This window comes from Nocardia sp. CY15, from assembly GCF_009829295.1.
Lineage (GTDB): Bacteria > Actinomycetota > Actinomycetes > Mycobacteriales > Mycobacteriaceae > Nocardia > Nocardia sputi.
The window spans coordinates 97,472-113,363 of sequence record NZ_VUOT01000005.1 but is presented as its reverse complement, the minus strand read 5'-3'; the positions used below and the strand labels follow the sequence as shown (position 1 = coordinate 113,363).

At 70.4% G+C, this 15,892-nt stretch carries 4 protein-coding genes and 1 pseudogene; 1 reads left to right on the top strand and 4 read right to left on the bottom strand.

Annotation, left to right across the window (positions count from 1 at the left end; translation table 11 throughout):
* The 4 genes and pseudogenes from GVY39_RS09885 to dtd all read right to left on the bottom strand — a co-directional run.
* Nucleotides 1–12,400, bottom strand: a pseudogene (locus GVY39_RS09885) (hypothetical protein); the annotation flags it as partial.
* A gap of 37 nt (nucleotides 12,401–12,437) precedes the next feature.
* A complete protein-coding gene (locus GVY39_RS09880) occupies nucleotides 12,438–12,938 on the bottom strand; it encodes a YbaB/EbfC family nucleoid-associated protein (RefSeq protein ID WP_159922840.1) in 501 nt (166 codons plus the stop codon).
* 13 nt (nucleotides 12,939–12,951) lie between these two features.
* Nucleotides 12,952–13,275 (bottom strand): hypothetical protein, encoded by a 324-nt coding sequence (locus GVY39_RS09875; protein ID WP_159922838.1) that lies wholly within the window; start codon nucleotides 13,273–13,275, stop codon nucleotides 12,952–12,954.
* Between the two features lie 179 nt (nucleotides 13,276–13,454).
* Complete coding sequence (dtd, locus tag GVY39_RS09870) at nucleotides 13,455–13,898, bottom strand: D-aminoacyl-tRNA deacylase (RefSeq protein ID WP_159922836.1); 444 nt, start codon at nucleotides 13,896–13,898, stop codon at nucleotides 13,455–13,457.
* Between the two features lie 166 nt (nucleotides 13,899–14,064).
* Between dtd and GVY39_RS09865 the strand changes: the two genes are divergently transcribed.
* Entirely contained in the window at nucleotides 14,065–15,588 is a 1,524-nt protein-coding gene (locus GVY39_RS09865; RefSeq protein WP_223518775.1) for a hypothetical protein, read from the top strand.
* Nucleotides 15,589–15,892 lie beyond the last annotated feature (304 nt).

The following is a 15,892-nucleotide window of genomic DNA, read 5'->3' as shown; positions in this document are numbered from 1 at the left end:
CCGACGGGTACGAGGGCGGTGCCGACGGGTACGAGGGCGGTGCCGACGGGTACGAGGGCGGTGCCGACGGGTACGAGGGCGGTGCCGACGGGTACGAGGGCGGTGCCGACGGGTACGAGGGCGGTGCCGACGGGTACGAGGGCGGTGACTCTGGCAGCACCGACGGGTACGGCGGTAGAGGTCCTGGCGGCACCGGCGGGTACGGCGAGGTCGGCTGGCCAGGTGTAGGCGGGCCGGGAGGTGCCGGTGGGACCGGAGGCGTCGGTGGGACCGGAGGCGTCGGCGGCTCCGGTGGCGTCGGCGGCTCCGGTGGCGTCGGCGGGACCGGAGGCGTCGGTGGGACCGGAGGCGTCGGCGGCTCCGGTGGCGTCGGCGGCTCCGGTGGCGTCGGCGGGACCGGCGACGTCGGCGGAACCGGCGGGACCGGCGGAACCGGCGGAACCGGCGGAACCGGCGGAACCGGCGGAACCGGCGAAACCGGCGGCGTCGGCGAAACCGGCGGCGTCGGCGAAACCGGCGGCGTCGGCGAAACCGGCGGCGTCGGCGAAACCGGCGGCGTCGGCGAAACCGGCGGCGTCGGCGAAACCGGCGGCGTCGGCGAAACCGGCGGCTGCGGCGAAACCGGCGGCTGAGAAGGCACCTGTGGTGTCGGCGACTGCGGTGGCACTGGCGGCGTCGGCGGCTGGGGCGGCCTCGGAGGTTGCGGCGGCTGCGGCATCGGGACAGGCCACGGCTCCACCTCGTTGTGGAAGGGGCCCGGCATCTCGAACTCGTAGTCCTTCGGCGGGTGCGGAATGTGTGAGCGCAGCGCCCAATTCGGCGGCATCCAGTGGGGGCGCGCCGTAGCCGGACCCGATGAATCCTCGGGCGGCTCCGAATCACCGTCTCGGCTCGACCGAGCCCTACCCTCCGGCGAGTGCTGGTCACCGTCACGGCTCGCGCGAACCCCACCCTCGGGCGGGTCCTGGTCGCCCTCGCTCTCCGGACGCGGCATCTCTACATCCGGTTCCCCGCCATCTCGGCGCGCCCGCGAGCCCGCCTGCCCTTCCTGTGCCGAACGTTGCACAGACCTTGTCCGATCAGCCTCGCGCACCGCGTCTTCAGCCCGCGCGAGCTCGTCCTCGGCATCGAAAACCTGACGCGCGGCACGCTCCAACTCCGCAATCCGCCGCTGCCACGGCCCCTGCTCATCCACCCGCATCGTGCGCCCACGCAAACCGGCCAGCGCGTCATCCAACGCATCCCGCGCCAAATCCTCGTCATTCACCGGCACACCGCGCCGAGCCGCAGCCAAGTCAGCTTGCGCTTCGGTCAACGCTCGCGCCGCCGCGTCCCGTTGGGCGATCGAGCGTCCCAGCTCGGCATCGGCTTCGGCATACGCCGACTCCCCGACCTCACCATCCGCTCCACGCGAAACCGCTGTGCCGCTCTGATCGTTCGAAAGTAGCCCCGTTGCGTGATCAGCCCGACGCACCGCGTCTTCAGCCCGGGCGAGTTCGTCCTCGGCACCGAACACCCGCCGTGCCGCACGCTCCAGCTCCGCAACCCGCTGCTGCCACGGCCCTTGTTCATCGACCCGCATCGTGCGCCCACGCAAACCGGCCAGCGCGTCATCCAACGCATCCCGCGCCAAATCCTCGTCGTCGACCGGCAAACCCCGCCGAGCCGCAACCAAGTCAGTTTGGGCATCGGTCAACGCTCGCGCCGCGGCATCCCGCTGGGCGGACAGGCGCTCCTGTTCGGCATCGGCGCGGGGCGACTCCTCGGCATCCGCCGGGCTCGAAATAGGTTCTCCGCCTGTGGCGTCCGAGGCGTGCCGGGCCGACTCGGCGGATCGAGCGTGGCGCACGGCGTCTTCGGCCCGGACGAGTTCGTCCTCGGCATCGAAGACCCGCCGTGCCGCACGCTCCAGCTCCGCAACCCGCTCCTGCCATTGCTGCTGCTCGTCGACCCGAATCGTGCGCCCGCGTAAATCGTCGAGCGCGTCATCAAACGCATCCCGCGTCAAATCCGCATCGTTCACCACCAGACCACGCCGAGCCTCCGCGAGATTCGCCTGCGCATCAGCCAACTCCCGCGCTGCCGAACCCCGTTGCCTGGACAGGCGATCGACGTCTCTTCCTGCACGCGCCGATTCCTCGGTACCGCGAACCGCTGTCGGCGACGCCGGGTCGCCGACGCGCGTACCCGCGCCGGGGTGCCCGGCCGTAAGTGGCCGCGACGGCGCGGGTGGTGCGTCGAGATCGACCGGGTCGGGAGTGGATGATCCGGCAAGTTCGCGTTCGAGTCCGGCGAGCCGGTCCATGGCGCGGCGGTGGATCTCGTCCAGCTCGGCTATCAGGCGCTCGTGCAAATCGTCCAGCGCCTGCGCCTCGGAAGAGGGGTGGGCCGCATCGTCCGTTCCGGCGGCGAGCTGGTCGAGCCGGGAGACGGCGGCGTCGAAGCGCTGATCGAGATCCGCCGCGACCCCGTCGAGCTGGGCGAGCGTGTCGCGGAGCAGCTCGTCGAACTGTCGGTCGGTGCGGCGGGCCGCTTCATCGAACTGCGTGCGGATGCGCTCCAGCGCCGCCTCGGCCCGGTCATCCGGCTCCGCGCCGAGGCGAGCCGCGGGTGATCCGAGCGGCGGCGCTGAGCCTTCGGACGCGGCCTGGTCCGGGCGCAGCCGCGCGGACAGCTCGTCGAACCGTTCGGTGACCTCGGCTTCGATGTCGGCGAGACGGTCCAGAGCGCGCTGCTGCATCCGGTCCAGGTCGGAACTCGCCCGGCGCAGCAGATCATCGAGCTGCTGGTCGATGCGACGGTGTAGCGCGTCGAGCTCGGCGAGCACCCGGTGGGCATCGTCTCGCGCGGAAGACGACGGCGGTAACCCGGGCTCGTCCGGACGCGCGATGCCAGGCGGCAGCTCCGGCAGACGCTCGCGGCCCCCGGACTCCTCCGGCACGGCCTGCTCGCCGTCGCCGGAGTCGTCGGGCTCGTCCTGACGCCGCGCGGCTGGCGGGTCCTCCGGTGGTTTCCGCGCGCCGCCGTCTGCACTCGGCTGCGGCGCCGAGGACTCGGCCTCCTCCCGCGGACGCGACGGCTCCTCCCGCGGGCGGCCGCCGCCACCTCCGGGACCTTCCACGGGGCCACCGGTCGGCCCCTGCGGCCGCGGCGCGCCGAGCGCACCCGGCGCGGGCGGCAGGTAACCCGGGTTCGGCGGAAGAGGAGCCGGAGCGTACGGGATGCCCGCGCGCCATCCGGTCAGCGGCGGGCGGTCGGCGTCCCAGTGGAACCCGAGCGCGATCGCGTGGGCATTGGCTTGCTGCCAGGTCGCCCCGGGATTGTCGGCGAGGAAACGCGCCTCGGCCAGCATGTCGTTGAGCAGCACGAAGTCCTGGGGCAGCGGAGCCCCGTCGATCAGGCGGTTCCACGCCTCGGCGACATCGGCGAGGCGATCCATCCTCGTGCGCACATACCGGCCGTGCGGGTCGGCGTGGTCGCGAACCCGGTGCTCGTCGGCCATCAGGTGGTTCTTGATCCGCGCCAGTTCCTCGCGCGTGAACGTCGGCACGTCGTCGCGCATGTGCTCGGCGAGCGCGGCCGCGAGCTGTTCGGGATCGCTACCGCCGGCGAGCAGTTCGCGGATGTCCTCGATCGTGTCGCGGACGGCCTCGGGATCCTCGGCGGCGAACCGGTCCGCGACTTCGCCCGCCACTCGGTCGATCTCGTCTTGGATGCGCGACAGCTGGGCGTTCACGTCGCCGAGCGGGTCGATGCCCGGCTGCCGCAGGACCAGCTGCCGCGCGACGATGTCGACCACCTCGCGTGCCCGCGTTTCCTGCTCGGCGCGCCGATGTCTGTCGATGCCGTCTGCGATCCCGTCGAGGTCGCTGTCGTCGGCGAGGAACCGCTGGTATTCCGCGTCCGCCCAGTCTTGTACCCGCTGCCAGGCCGCGATGTCGCGGTCCCACTCGCGCTGCAAGCCCGCCGGGATGTCGACCCGGTCACCCGGCGGCACATGGTCGGCCGCGATCCACGGCCGGTGCATCGGCTGAATGTTGCGCCGCGGCGGGGCGAACCACGCGTAGTCGCGGAACACCGTGCCGAACGGCGGCAGGTGCTGTAGCCACGGCCGCGCCCGCACCCACTCGCCGATCTCCGGATGACGCTGGATCCACGCCTTCACCGCCGGATGCTTCGGCACCTGGGCCGCCATCAACAGCAGGCGCACCACATTGTACGAATCCGCGCCCCAGTGCTGGCTGAACAGGTCGTTCGGGTCGACGCCCGAGGTGTCATACTGCGACGGCGCCTGCGGCATGTGCACCGGCAGAGTGCTTTCCGGGACTTTGCCCGCCGGGACGTCGTCGGTCGGCAGCGTGATGTCGTTGACGACATCTTCCATCGCCCACCCGCTGACACCGTCCGGCGGATCCTTCGGCGTGAACTTCTTGGGCAGCTCGGACCGGTCGCGCCCGAACTCCCAGTCCGGACGGGTCGGATCGACGTGGTGCCACACGCCGTCGGCGTCGCGCCAGGAGGTGATGTCCAGGCGGCGGCCACCGACCCAACCGGTGCTCAACCGTTCGATCTCGGGCGGGTCCATCTCCTCCGCCCGCACGTTGTCCTCGCGGTCGGCGAGCACCCGCCGGTATTCGACCGTGGTCTCCGGCCGCACGATCGCCTGCGCCACATCAGAGCTGCGGCGCAGGGCGGCGGCCAGGGCGGCGTCGTGGTCGGCGCGCGGCGCGTCCGGGTCGGGCCGGGGACCGAGCACGATGACGCGAGGTCGCTCACCGTCGACGATGCCGACTCGATCCGTCACCATCCGGCCGCCGCTGCGCTCGACGAGGTCACGGTACGCGCCCGCCACCCTGGCCATGTCGTCCTGGATGCGGCCGATCGCGTTGTGCGCGGTGTTCACCTCCCGCGCGACGGCGTCGAGTGCGGCGATGTCCCGGCGGCGGGCGGCGGCATCCTCGCCGGACAGCGTTCCGTCGGCGACCCCGTCCCGCACCGCCGCGCGCAGGTCGGCCACGGTCCGGTCCAGCCGGTCCGGCTCACCGGCCGTTTGGTCGACCCGTCCCTGCTCGTCCAGCAGGCCGAGACAGGCGGCGAGGTCGTCGCGCTCGTGCCTGCGCGGCTTGATCTCGCGCAGCGCGTCGGCCCTGGCCTGCGCCAGTTCTTCCAGCGCGTCGATCACGTCCTGCGGGCGAGACCGTTCCGTTCCGACGCCGGCCTGGCGCAGATCGGCGATCTGCTGGTCTACCTGCTCGATCTGCTCGTCGAGCTGGTTGACCCGCTCGGCGGCGGCCGCGAGCTTCCCGATCACCTGCCTGCGGTGCTCGGCCTCCAGCGGCGGCGCCGCGACCCGGTCGGTGTGCGGCGCGTCGTCGAGGCCGCCCAGGTCGTCGATGGTCCGGACGTTGGCCGCCTCGTACAGCTGGAGGATCGTGGTTTCCAGTTGATCACCGCGCAGCGCCGAGTCCTCCAAGCGGACGTTTTCGCCCCAGCGGTCGCAGCGCGCGGCCCTGTCGTCGCGCTTGGCGCGCCAGAATTCGCGTTCGCGAGTCAGTGTCTGGCGCTGCTGGACGAGCTGGTCGTATCGGGCCAGCGGCGTGGTGGACAGCTCCAGGTTCGCCAGTTCCGTCTCCAGGCGGGCGGCTTCGGCGTCGGCCTCGGCGAAGTCCCGCGCGGCCTGTTCCAGCTCGTCGATCCGGGCGAGCCGCTCCGGCATCTCGGTGACCGGCATGGTCCGGCCGCGCAGGTCCTCCAGCGTCCGGTCCAGTCCGTCGGGTGCGGGTCGTAGGGCCGCCCAGTCGTCGGCGTCATCGATCGGGAACCGGGACGCGAGGTCGTCGCGACGCTGCCGCAGTTCGGCTCGCCGCGCTTGCGCCTGCTCGAGTTCGGCCGCGAGCCGGTCGTATTCCGCACGGATCTCGGGCGACATCCGGTCGCGCGGGTCCTCGGCCGCATCGACGTCGCCGGTGCGCGACTCGTCCGCCGCGCGCGGCGTTGCGCCCGCTTCCGGTGCGACGGCGGGTGCGTCGGCCGAGGACACGGAACCGGGACGCGCCGGCGAACCGGAGTCCGGTGTGCCCACCCCCGAATCGTCTTGTGACGCGGTCCCGATAGGCGTGTAGAGCCTGCGCAGCCACTGTGCCCGGTCCTCCGCCATCCGGGCGTTCCACTCCGCCTGTTGCGCGCGGAGTTCGGCCCACGGATCGTCACGGTCGGCGTCGGCGGCGCGCCGCAACCGATCCGCCTCGACGGCGGCGGACCATGTGTCGTTCTCGGCCTCCTCCAGCCGCAGCCAGGCCGCGCGATCGGCGGCCATGCGGGCATTCCATTCCGCCTGTTCGGCGCGCAATCGCGACCACGGGTCGTCTGGGTGGGCGTCGGCCAGCTCGCGCAGCCAGGCGGCATGGTCGGCCGCCATGTCCGCCTCCCAGTCGGCCTGTTCGATCCGCATCCGGAAGTACCAGTCCGACCGCGGGCCCGACTCGTCGCCGGGCTCGTCTGCCGAAGGCGGTGTGGCGGAGGGCTTTCCGGCGCCGCCGTCACCGGAGACGGGTTGCGCGGTGTCAGCGTCGCCCGGCTCGTCCGTGCCCTCGGGCCGATGCCCAGCCGTAGCGTGCTCCGGAGCGATCGGGGTGGTGTCGTTCGCCGCCGACTCCTCGTCGCGGTCGTCGCCGCCGTCATTCGGTTCGTCCGGGGTACGGGCGGGCGGATCGGCGGGTGGCTTGTTCGCCCCGCCATCGGCCGTCCCGGTTTCCGGAGGCTCGGGGCTGTCGTCCGGGCCGTCGCGGTCCAGCGACGCCACTTTTCGATCACCCGGCTCCGGCACACCGTCCGAACCGTCCGGTGGTTTCTTCGCCCCACCGCGCGCTGGGGATTCATCCGCCGGCGGACCCAGGTGGTCGGGTTCCAGCGATAGGGGCGTCTCGGCGGTGTCCGGCGGGTTGGCGGCCAGCTGGGTCAGCAGGTCGTTGAGCGCACGCGCCGGGGCGCTGAGCGGGTCGGCATCGTCGTCGTCACGACGCAGCACCTCGTGGGCGAACGCCTCTGGCAGCGCCTCTTCCGGCCGCAGGTCGCCGTCGCGGTCGAAGCTGTGACCGCTGAGCTGGTCGAGCCAGTCCTCGAAACCGAGACCGGGGATGCGGGTGTCGTCGTCCAGATAGCGCTCGTACAGGAATTCCTCGGCTCGATGCCGCGCACTCTGCTGACTCGCGTAGTCCAGGGCGTGACCGTACTCGTGCGCTACGACGGCCCGCACCGGACGGCGCAACACTTCCGAGGAGAACCGGCCGTTGTCGACACCGGCCTGCATCCGATCCCGGAAGGTCTGCGCGCTGGTCGCGTGGTCGTAACTGAGAACGATCGAGTCGGTGAACATGCGCCCCGAGGCATCCAGCCGCGGTTGCGCCATGCCGATCACCTTGGGCGGCAGCCCGCCGATGCCGACACTGCGCAGGTCCACGGTGGGGTACCGGTCGAACAGATCGACCATCGCCCTGGCGTACTCCCGCACCACCTCGGGATCGAGACCGGGCAGGTCGAACCCGAAGACCTCGAATCCGGGATCGTCCATCGCGTCGCGCAGGTGCTCCCGCAGCCGCTCGCCGACCTCCTCCGGACTCAGGGGCGACCATTCGTCCTCGCCCGGCACGCCGAGCAGCTGCCGAGCGGACGCGGCATCACCGTTGTCGCTTTGCGGCGGAAGCGCCGAGTCGTCGGCAGCGCGTGCCGGTGCGTCGGCGGGTGTCGCCTGATCCGGTGTTCGCACCAGCGCGGGCGATTCGATCCCGCCGATGACGTCGATGCGCACCAGCACACCGTCACGTTCGAGATTGAACTGGCTGGCGGTGACGTGCCCGTTCTTGGAGACGTGCACGAGGTGGTATTCCACCTCGAGCGTCCCGTCCCGGTGCGCCTGGAGCAGTTGCTCACGTGCCCGCAGCAGGGCGCGGCCCGCCGCACTGTCCGGATCGACACCGCGCGCGGCCATCTCCTCGGGCGTCTCGGTCAGGATCCGCCGCAGATTCTTATCGATCGCGGCCGTGCGGCGCAGATACTCCGGCGAACCCTGCTGCGCTTCGGCCGTTTTGGAGCCACCGAACTGCGAACCGACGCCCTTGGCCTCGATCACCACCAGCCTCGGCGGCCCGCCGTCCGCACCAGGGACCAGCACCGCGATGTCGACGGTGTCCGCACCATCGATCGCGCCCTCGAAGGGGGCCAGCAGCACCGCACCCGGCCGCTGATCCGCATCGAGCGCGAATGCCCTGCCGCCCAGTTCGCCGAGTGTCTTCGACGCCTTCACCAGCGGCGGACCCAGCCGGTTGAACTCCGCGGCGTTGCGCTCCATCGCGCCGAGACGATCCAGTTTCGCTTGCTTCTCGTCGTCGGAGAGTTCCGACTCCAGGATCTCGATCTCGAGACTCTCCACCCGCTTGGCGAGTTGGTTCTCGGCGAGGTCGCTGATCTCTTCGATCCCGAACTCCGCCATATGACGCTTGACCGCGGCATTGGCCGCGTCGCGTTGCGCCTGCAACGTCTTGCGCTCGGTGACCGCCTTCGCGATCTGCTCGGCGATCACCTCGTCGACCACCGGGTACGCACGCTCGGGGCCGGGATCGGCCAGGAACCGGTACGGCCGCTTCGTCAGATGATCGGAGATGTACTCATTGTTCTGCGCGTTGCGCAACCGGAAGCTGTCGTCGCGGTAGGTGCCCGGACCGTCGTCCTCGTGGTGCCACGTGCCGTCCGGATCACGGTAGGAGTCGGGACGATCGCCGAACTTGTGCAGCAGCCCGTCGGCGTCGCGGAACATGCCGGCCGGAACATCGTCGTCCGCTCCGCGCTCCAATCGCTCCTCGACGTCGTCGGATTCACCGAGGAAATCCGGCGTCTCGTCGGGTGTGCGGTCGTGCGAGGGCTGTGCCGCGTCATCGTGCTGCGCACCGTCGCGGGCCGGTGGCGCCACCCTCCGATCCTCCGGCGCCGGCGCTGCGTCGTCCGCGTCGCGCGGCGGGGTCGTCGGATCGGATGGCCGCCGAGCCTCGTCCTCGGCGTCCGGATCGCGATCGCCCCGCGGAATCCGTGCCGGGTCCGATGGGTTCGAACCGACGCGAGAAGGTTCCGAAGCCGGCGCAGGGTCCGCAGGCGAACGCGGCGGTATCCGGGCATCGTCCGGGGGTCTGCCGCCCGCAACCCGCCACCACGTGTCGGCGTTCTTGCGGAACTCGCGGGCATGCCATTCCGCCTGCGCGGCCCTGACCCGCAGCGACCGCCTCGACACTCCTTCCGGTAGATCCGCGTCGTCGATGCGGCCCAGCAGGTCGCGCAGGCGCCGCGCGCGCTCGGCCTCTCCTCGGGCGCGCATGTCGGCCATCTCGGCCCGCATCCGTGCCTGGAACCGCTTCGGCGATTCGTCGCCGCGCCGACCGGCGATCTCGCCGTCGGGGTTGTAGATCGGGCGGTCGTCGGTCGGACGCACTCGCGGGTCGGATCCGCTGGGCCGCAACGCGTTTCCCGCACCGTCGAACAGGATCGCCGACACCGTGCGGACGTCCATCGGCAGGTCGGGCGGGAACCCTCTGCGGCTTCCCGCCGCCGGATCGGACACCTCGATGTGGAATTCGCCGGTGTCCGGATCCATGCGCACGGTCAGGGTATAGGCATGGGCGCCGACCCCGTGCTCGTCCACCGGGCCGACGTATTCGTCCACCACCAGGGCGCGCGGCCCACGGCCTTCGGCGATATCGCGCGGATCCATCCCAGCGGCCATTCGCAGCAGTTCGTCGGCGATGCCTTGGTGGCGAGGCTGGTCGGGTCCGCCGTCCGGGTAGTCCCACAGGCGGCCACCCGCAGCCTGCTGGATGTCACGCAGCGACATGCCGCGCTCGCCGACCGGCTCGTCCGGTGGCCGTATGGTGTTGCTTCCGGTGGCCTGCTGGATCTCCTCGAGTGAGAGCCGGGCGCACTCCCCGCGGTTCCTCGAATCTTGTCGCGGAGCATCGGATTCCGGATCGTTCCGGGAGGTGTCGTCCGAGTTCCTGCGAGCCGGACCATCGGTGTCGGGACCCGGGCGGCGCGCGGTTCTGGACTCGCCGGTTTCACCGGCGAGCGGCAGCACGAGTGGTTCGGCGCTGTCGCGTCGGCCGTCGTCGGATTCCGGAGTGGCGCGGGATCGCGAAGTCTCGTCCTCGGGTCGGTCCGCACCCGCCTGGCGCGTCCCACCGTCGCTGCGCGTATCCCCTTCTCGACGCGTCTGCCCGTCCTGGCGGGACTCACCCTCGGCGCGCGGCGCCTCGGAGTCGGCCTTGCCCGCCCGCACGGCGGGCTCGTCGCCGCCCGAACGTGAGCCGCGATCCGCGACCCCGGCCCGGACCCTGTCGGAGGGCGCCTTGCGACCCGCGTCGCTGTCCGGCGCGGCGGCCTGGCCGCGCGGATCCGCGGCCGGCGCGGGCCGCGCGTCGCTCGATCCGGGCGAAGCGGGTGACGCCGCCGTTCCCGGCGCCGCATTGCTGGACGGTGGCACGCTCGCAGTGGTCGGCCCGGCGGGCGGTGTGGCCGCCGGGCCGGTCAGCGGGGCGCCCGCGACCGGCGTCGCGCTCGGCGTCGGCGCGTCCGACAGCGACCGTGTCTCCGGGCTCTGCACGCCATCGACGGTGCCGCGCTGCGTACCCGCCGGATCCCCCGACACGGCGCTGTTCTGTTGTCCCGCAGCAATATTGGATTCCTCAGAACGATCGGCGCCTGCCCCGCGGTCTTGCTTTCCTTCGTCGGCGAGTCCCGCCCCGGTGTCGGACGTGGACCGCTCCCCGGACGAGGACTGCTCCGCCGATATGGACCGCTCCCCCGAGGAGGACTGCTCCGCCGATGTAGACCGCTCCCCCGAGGAGGACTGCTCCGCCGATGTAGACCGCTCCCCCGAGGAGGACTGCTCACTCGACGAGGACTGCTCGCCTGACGATGTTCGCTCCCCCGACGACGCACGCTCGCCGGAGGAACCCTGATCACCGGATGTCGATGTCGCCGTGGTGGACCCACCGTCGCGCCCGGCCTGATTGCCGTCCTGCCGCGCCCCATTGGAGTCGGCGCTCGACACCTGGTCTCCACCAGTGGCAGCGGTATCGTCGGCTGCGCCGGAGCGTGACGTATCCGAGTTCGCGGGGCTCGTCGCTGTGTGGCTGCTGTTCCCGGCGGCGGGCATCCCGGCGCGCGGCGCACCCGCACCGTTCGATCCCCCCGGATTGTTCGACCCACCCGCGAGGTCGGGTGTCCCAGCACCGGGAGCCAGGCCGCTGCCGTCACCCGCTCCGGGCGTTCCCGCGCCATCGGGCCGGAAACCCACGCGTGGCCCCACGTCGGCGAAGAGACTGTCCAGCCGGGTTCCCAGGTCGGGACGACTCATCGTGGTCGGCATCAGCTTGTTCCACATCTGAGCGGAACCGACCTTGGTCACGCTGGTCATGGCGCCGTTGGAGGCGCCGGCGGTGAACATCCGCCAGTCGACCGGCGTGTTCCCCAGGTTCTGCAGCGCCTTGTCCAACCCGTCCGTGGCCACGTCGAACCCGAACTGAGTCGCGGTCGCGGCCACGGAACCCGCTCCGGCCCCCGCCAATCCCGCCGTCGTCCCGGTGATCGCGCCGTGCAGATACGGATTGAATTCCGGGCCGAACTTCCGGGTCAGCGCGTTGCCGACCCGTTCGGCCAACGGTCCGGCCGCCGCACCGCCCGCCGCGGAGCTGACGGCGGTCACGATGACCTGTTCGACGTTGATGTTCTTGCGGTGCCCCTGCTCCACCTGGTAGGCCTGCACCCCCAGTTCCTGCATGGTGCCGAGGATCGTGTCGATCGCGACATGCCGGAGCAGGAAGTTCACGAACCGGTTCGCGACGATCCGCCCGACCCGCTGGATCACCGCCTGCACCAACCGCTGACCGATGATGCGGACCGCGATCCTGGTGAGCGCGATCGCCGCCGCGTCCACCGCGGGCTTGAACGGACCGGAGAAGAACGAGGCCGCCAGCTCGGCCGCGAGCAACGCCAGCGAGGACCAGTACATCAACTTGCCGTACTCGATCTCGGTGCCGACGTCGTAGGCCGAGTCGCCGATCTCCTTGAAGTAGTCGGCCAGCTTCGCCAGCGTCTGGTCGTCTTGCGGGTTGCTTCCGCTGAATTGCAGGAAGCTGTCGAAGGCCTTGACCATTTCCTCGTAACCGTCACCTGACGGATACGCGGTCGTCGAGGCGCTCTTGGCCGCCTCGATGTCGGGGATCACCGAGCGCAACTCGCTCGCGGCGGTACGCCAGTCACCGCCCAAGGCCCACATCTGGTCCTCGTTGCCCTCGGGCCACTCCATGCCGACGATCGGCTCGAGGTACTTCAGTGCCGCGGGCAGCTCGATAGCCATGGCCGGTTACCTCGATCGCCCGGTGCGGCTACCGAGTTCACCAGCTCGAATCGGTGACCGATCCACCACGATCGCGTTCTACGGTCTCGGTGTCGGTGAAACGCATGCCGCTGCCGTCCGAGAAATCCCTGCGTTCACGGGCGTTCGGCGGCGCCGTCGGGGCGGGGACCGGTTCCGGTGCCCGCAGGTCGGGCATGCCCTCGACCAGATCGGACAACTTCGGCATTCGTGCGCGGTGAGTATCGAGGGGCGCCATGAGGTCTCGGGTCTTGCGGGCCACATCGGCGCTGGCTTGCTGCGCGGCCTCGGTGATCGCCTTGGCGATCTCGGCATAGCTCAGGTCCTCGATGGTCGCGCCGAACTGCGTATCGATGACCGTGTTGTCGGCGTTCACGACCACCGTCACCCGCTTGCCGCGCACCGTCGCGCGGCCGGTGAGTTCGGCGCGCTCCTGCTGCAACCGGACGATGATCCGCATCTGTTCCTGGACACCGTCGAGGATCTCGGCCAAGTCCGACTTGGCTTGCTCGTTCGTCATCGGGGGCCCCGCATCACCGCACGCCGTCGCGGTTGCCCTGCTCCATGTCCCGCAGCAGGTCGGCCGTCTTCGTCTGTCCTTCGCTGAAGTTGCCGAATGTCCCCGCCACGTTGCGCCCGCCCTTGATCAGGTTGTCGCGGGCGGTGGTGTAGCCGCCTTGGCCGTCAGGACCGTTGGCGAAGTTGCGGCCGATGGTGTCGTTGCCCCAGCAGTTTCCGCGCGAGGCGATCGACGTGCTCAACCTGTCGATGATGCCGGTCACCCGGTCCTGGACATGCCCCGTCTTCTGGGCCGCCTTGCGGAACAGATGCTCATCGAATTCGACATTGTCCGCCATCGCGTCCGCTCCTCCACCCTCGATTCCTTCCCACCCACGGTAACACCGGATGACTAATCACCGGTGACGTCAACGTGAACGGGATCTTCCTCGGCGTTTGCGGACAGACTGCGTTCCCGGTCGACCGCGGCGCAGGTCATCGGATCCAGCCGCTGCCAACGATTTCCGGTAGCGACCGCTCACATCTCCAGCATGAGGGTGACCGGGCCATCGTTCACCAAGTCGATGTGCATGTGCGCACCGAACCGTCCGGTGGCGACCGTCGCTCCGAGTTCGCGCAACGTGTGTGCGAAGAGGTCGACCAGGGGTTCGGCGATCACCGCGGGGGCGGCCGCCGACCAGGACGGGCGCCTCCCCTTGCTGGTGTCTGCGTACAGCGTGAACTGGCTGACCACCAGAATCGGCGCGCGCAGATCCGCCGCCGATCGCTCGCCGTCGAGGATGCGCAGCCGCCACACTTTGTCGGCCAACGCCTTCGCGGTCTCCTCGGTGTCGGAGTGCGTCACGCCGATTAGGGCGGCCAAGCCGTGCGGGACCCCGTCGGCCGCCGGGTCGATACGGCCGACGACCTGGCCGTCGACGGTTACCCGCGCCGAACTGACGCGCTGTAATAGGGCTCGCACAACCCTCGATCATGCCTTCTCGTCCGGCACGGGCCGACCCGTGGGTGGCCGCCCGCCGCACGGCCCTGTCTGCCTGGCCGGATACAGGTGCGCGCGGGCGGCAACCATGACAAACTCGGTGCGCAGACGGTTGCGTTGCGCGGTTGCCGCGCGTTGGCGGAGGATCATGCTGGAAACGAGGAGCGCGATGGATCTGGACGCGATGGAGCGTCAGATCGCTGCGGATCGGTATGCGGCGCTCGACCGTACGGTCGAGTCCGAATTGCGCTTGGCCACCTCCCTCGGCGAACTCGCCAAGGGATTGATCGCCACCAAGACCAACGGCTCCACGCGCGACCGCACGAGGGAGGCGCTGGCGCCCGCCGAAGAAGCGGTGGCGATCCGCCTGCGCCTGCTGTCCCGGGGCCAAGTGCTGACCGCCCGTCTCGCCGGCGAGTTGAACGACGCGCTGCGCTCGTTCGAGCAGGCGGCACGGCACAGCGGCCGCAGAGAGCTGGCGACCACGACGATCCGGCGCGCCTGTGACGTCTACCGTCAAGTGGCGCGAGCGCATCCCGAGGTCGCGGGCCCGTGCGCCGACGGATTGTCCAAATGCGGGGTTTGGCTGGGCAGGCTGGATCAGGACGCAGCGGTCGCCGCGACCGAGGAGGCGGCCCGCATCCGCGCTTCCCTGGCCGCGGCGAACCCGGAGCTGTCCGGCAAATACCTGGCCAGCCTGAGCACGCTGCTGCGGACGCTCATGGTCGGCCGTTCGCGCAAGCAGGCCATCGCCATGTACCGGGAGCGGTACGCCGCGTTGACCTCGACCACCATGTCGATCCGGTTGCGCGCGTGCGGCATCCAGGACCTGGACCTCACCCCGAAGTCGCACCGAGCGTTGCTCGAACTGGGCTGCCGCACGCTGGAACAGGCGGGTCGCCTGACCCAGCAGCAGGTCATGTTCAAGTCCTCCGGCGACCTGTCGACCGTCGAGGAGATCAACTGGAAGCTGGCCCTGGTCGGCCTGCGGCCGCTCGCGCCGGGCGCCGAGCAGGATCAGCCCGCGATGCCCGTGCAGATCGGCTCCACCTTCGGCGCGCTGAGCGTGTATCTACCGGAACGCGACGCCATCGCCCAGGTGCGCGCCGCGATCATCGCCGCCTATGCCGTCGATGACGCCTACCCGCTCGATCGCGAGAGCTACTTCGGCACCCACGAGTCGAACTGGAAGACCCGCGAACCCGAACTGAACACCTCGACCACCCTGGGCGACGACATCGTGCTGATCGACCAGCCCTACGGCGGCTGGGTGACGGTCCTGAGCCTGAACTGGGAGCTGACGCCGGTTGCGAAGAATCCCCTGGCGCTGCGACTCTCCCAGGACTGGCCGGTCGCGGCCATCACGGTCACGGAGAACGTCGCCTACGAACTGTGCTGGTACGAGCACGGCGCGGCCACCCAGTACGCCGCGCTCGGACGTCCGGCCGGGCAGGCTCCCCTCGACAAACCGCTCGCACCACTGAACTTCGAGATGCTGGCCCTCTACAACCCCGACCGGGCGACCGAATCCAAACTGCGCGCGGCCTTCGGCAACACGAAGGTGTTCGCCAACCTCACCTATCTGCCGGACAGCGGGCTGCGCCAGATCAGTGTGCACACGCCACTGTCCGAGCACGGCGACCGAGTGCTGTTCTTCCGCACCACGCCCTGAGCCGCGGTAGGGATATCCCTGGCGCGGGATCGATTTGCGGCAAGGTAGCGCCCATGGTCGCGGCGGCGGTGAACAAAATGCCCGAGGTTTCCGCTCTCGCATCCGCATAGGTCATTTGACCAGGAAATATGTACGCCGAAGTGAACGCGTGGCCGCGCACCGGACCACGCTGGTTACCGCACCCACCGGTAACCAGCGGGCGAACTAATTTCTCGAGAACTAATTGAACGGAATGTTTGATTTGTTCCATGGAGTGCTCTACTGAGACAACGCCCGCACGGTGCTCCGGATCACAGCATCGCTG

Coding starts and splice junctions, on each gene's coding strand:
- GVY39_RS09880 (WP_159922840.1), bottom strand. CDS start 12,938: ATGACGAACGAGCAAGCCAAGTCGGACTTGGCCGAGATCCTCGACGGT.
- GVY39_RS09875 (WP_159922838.1), bottom strand. CDS start 13,275: ATGGCGGACAATGTCGAATTCGATGAGCATCTGTTCCGCAAGGCGGCC.
- GVY39_RS09865 (WP_223518775.1), top strand. CDS start 14,065: ATGCTGGAAACGAGGAGCGCGATGGATCTGGACGCGATGGAGCGTCAG.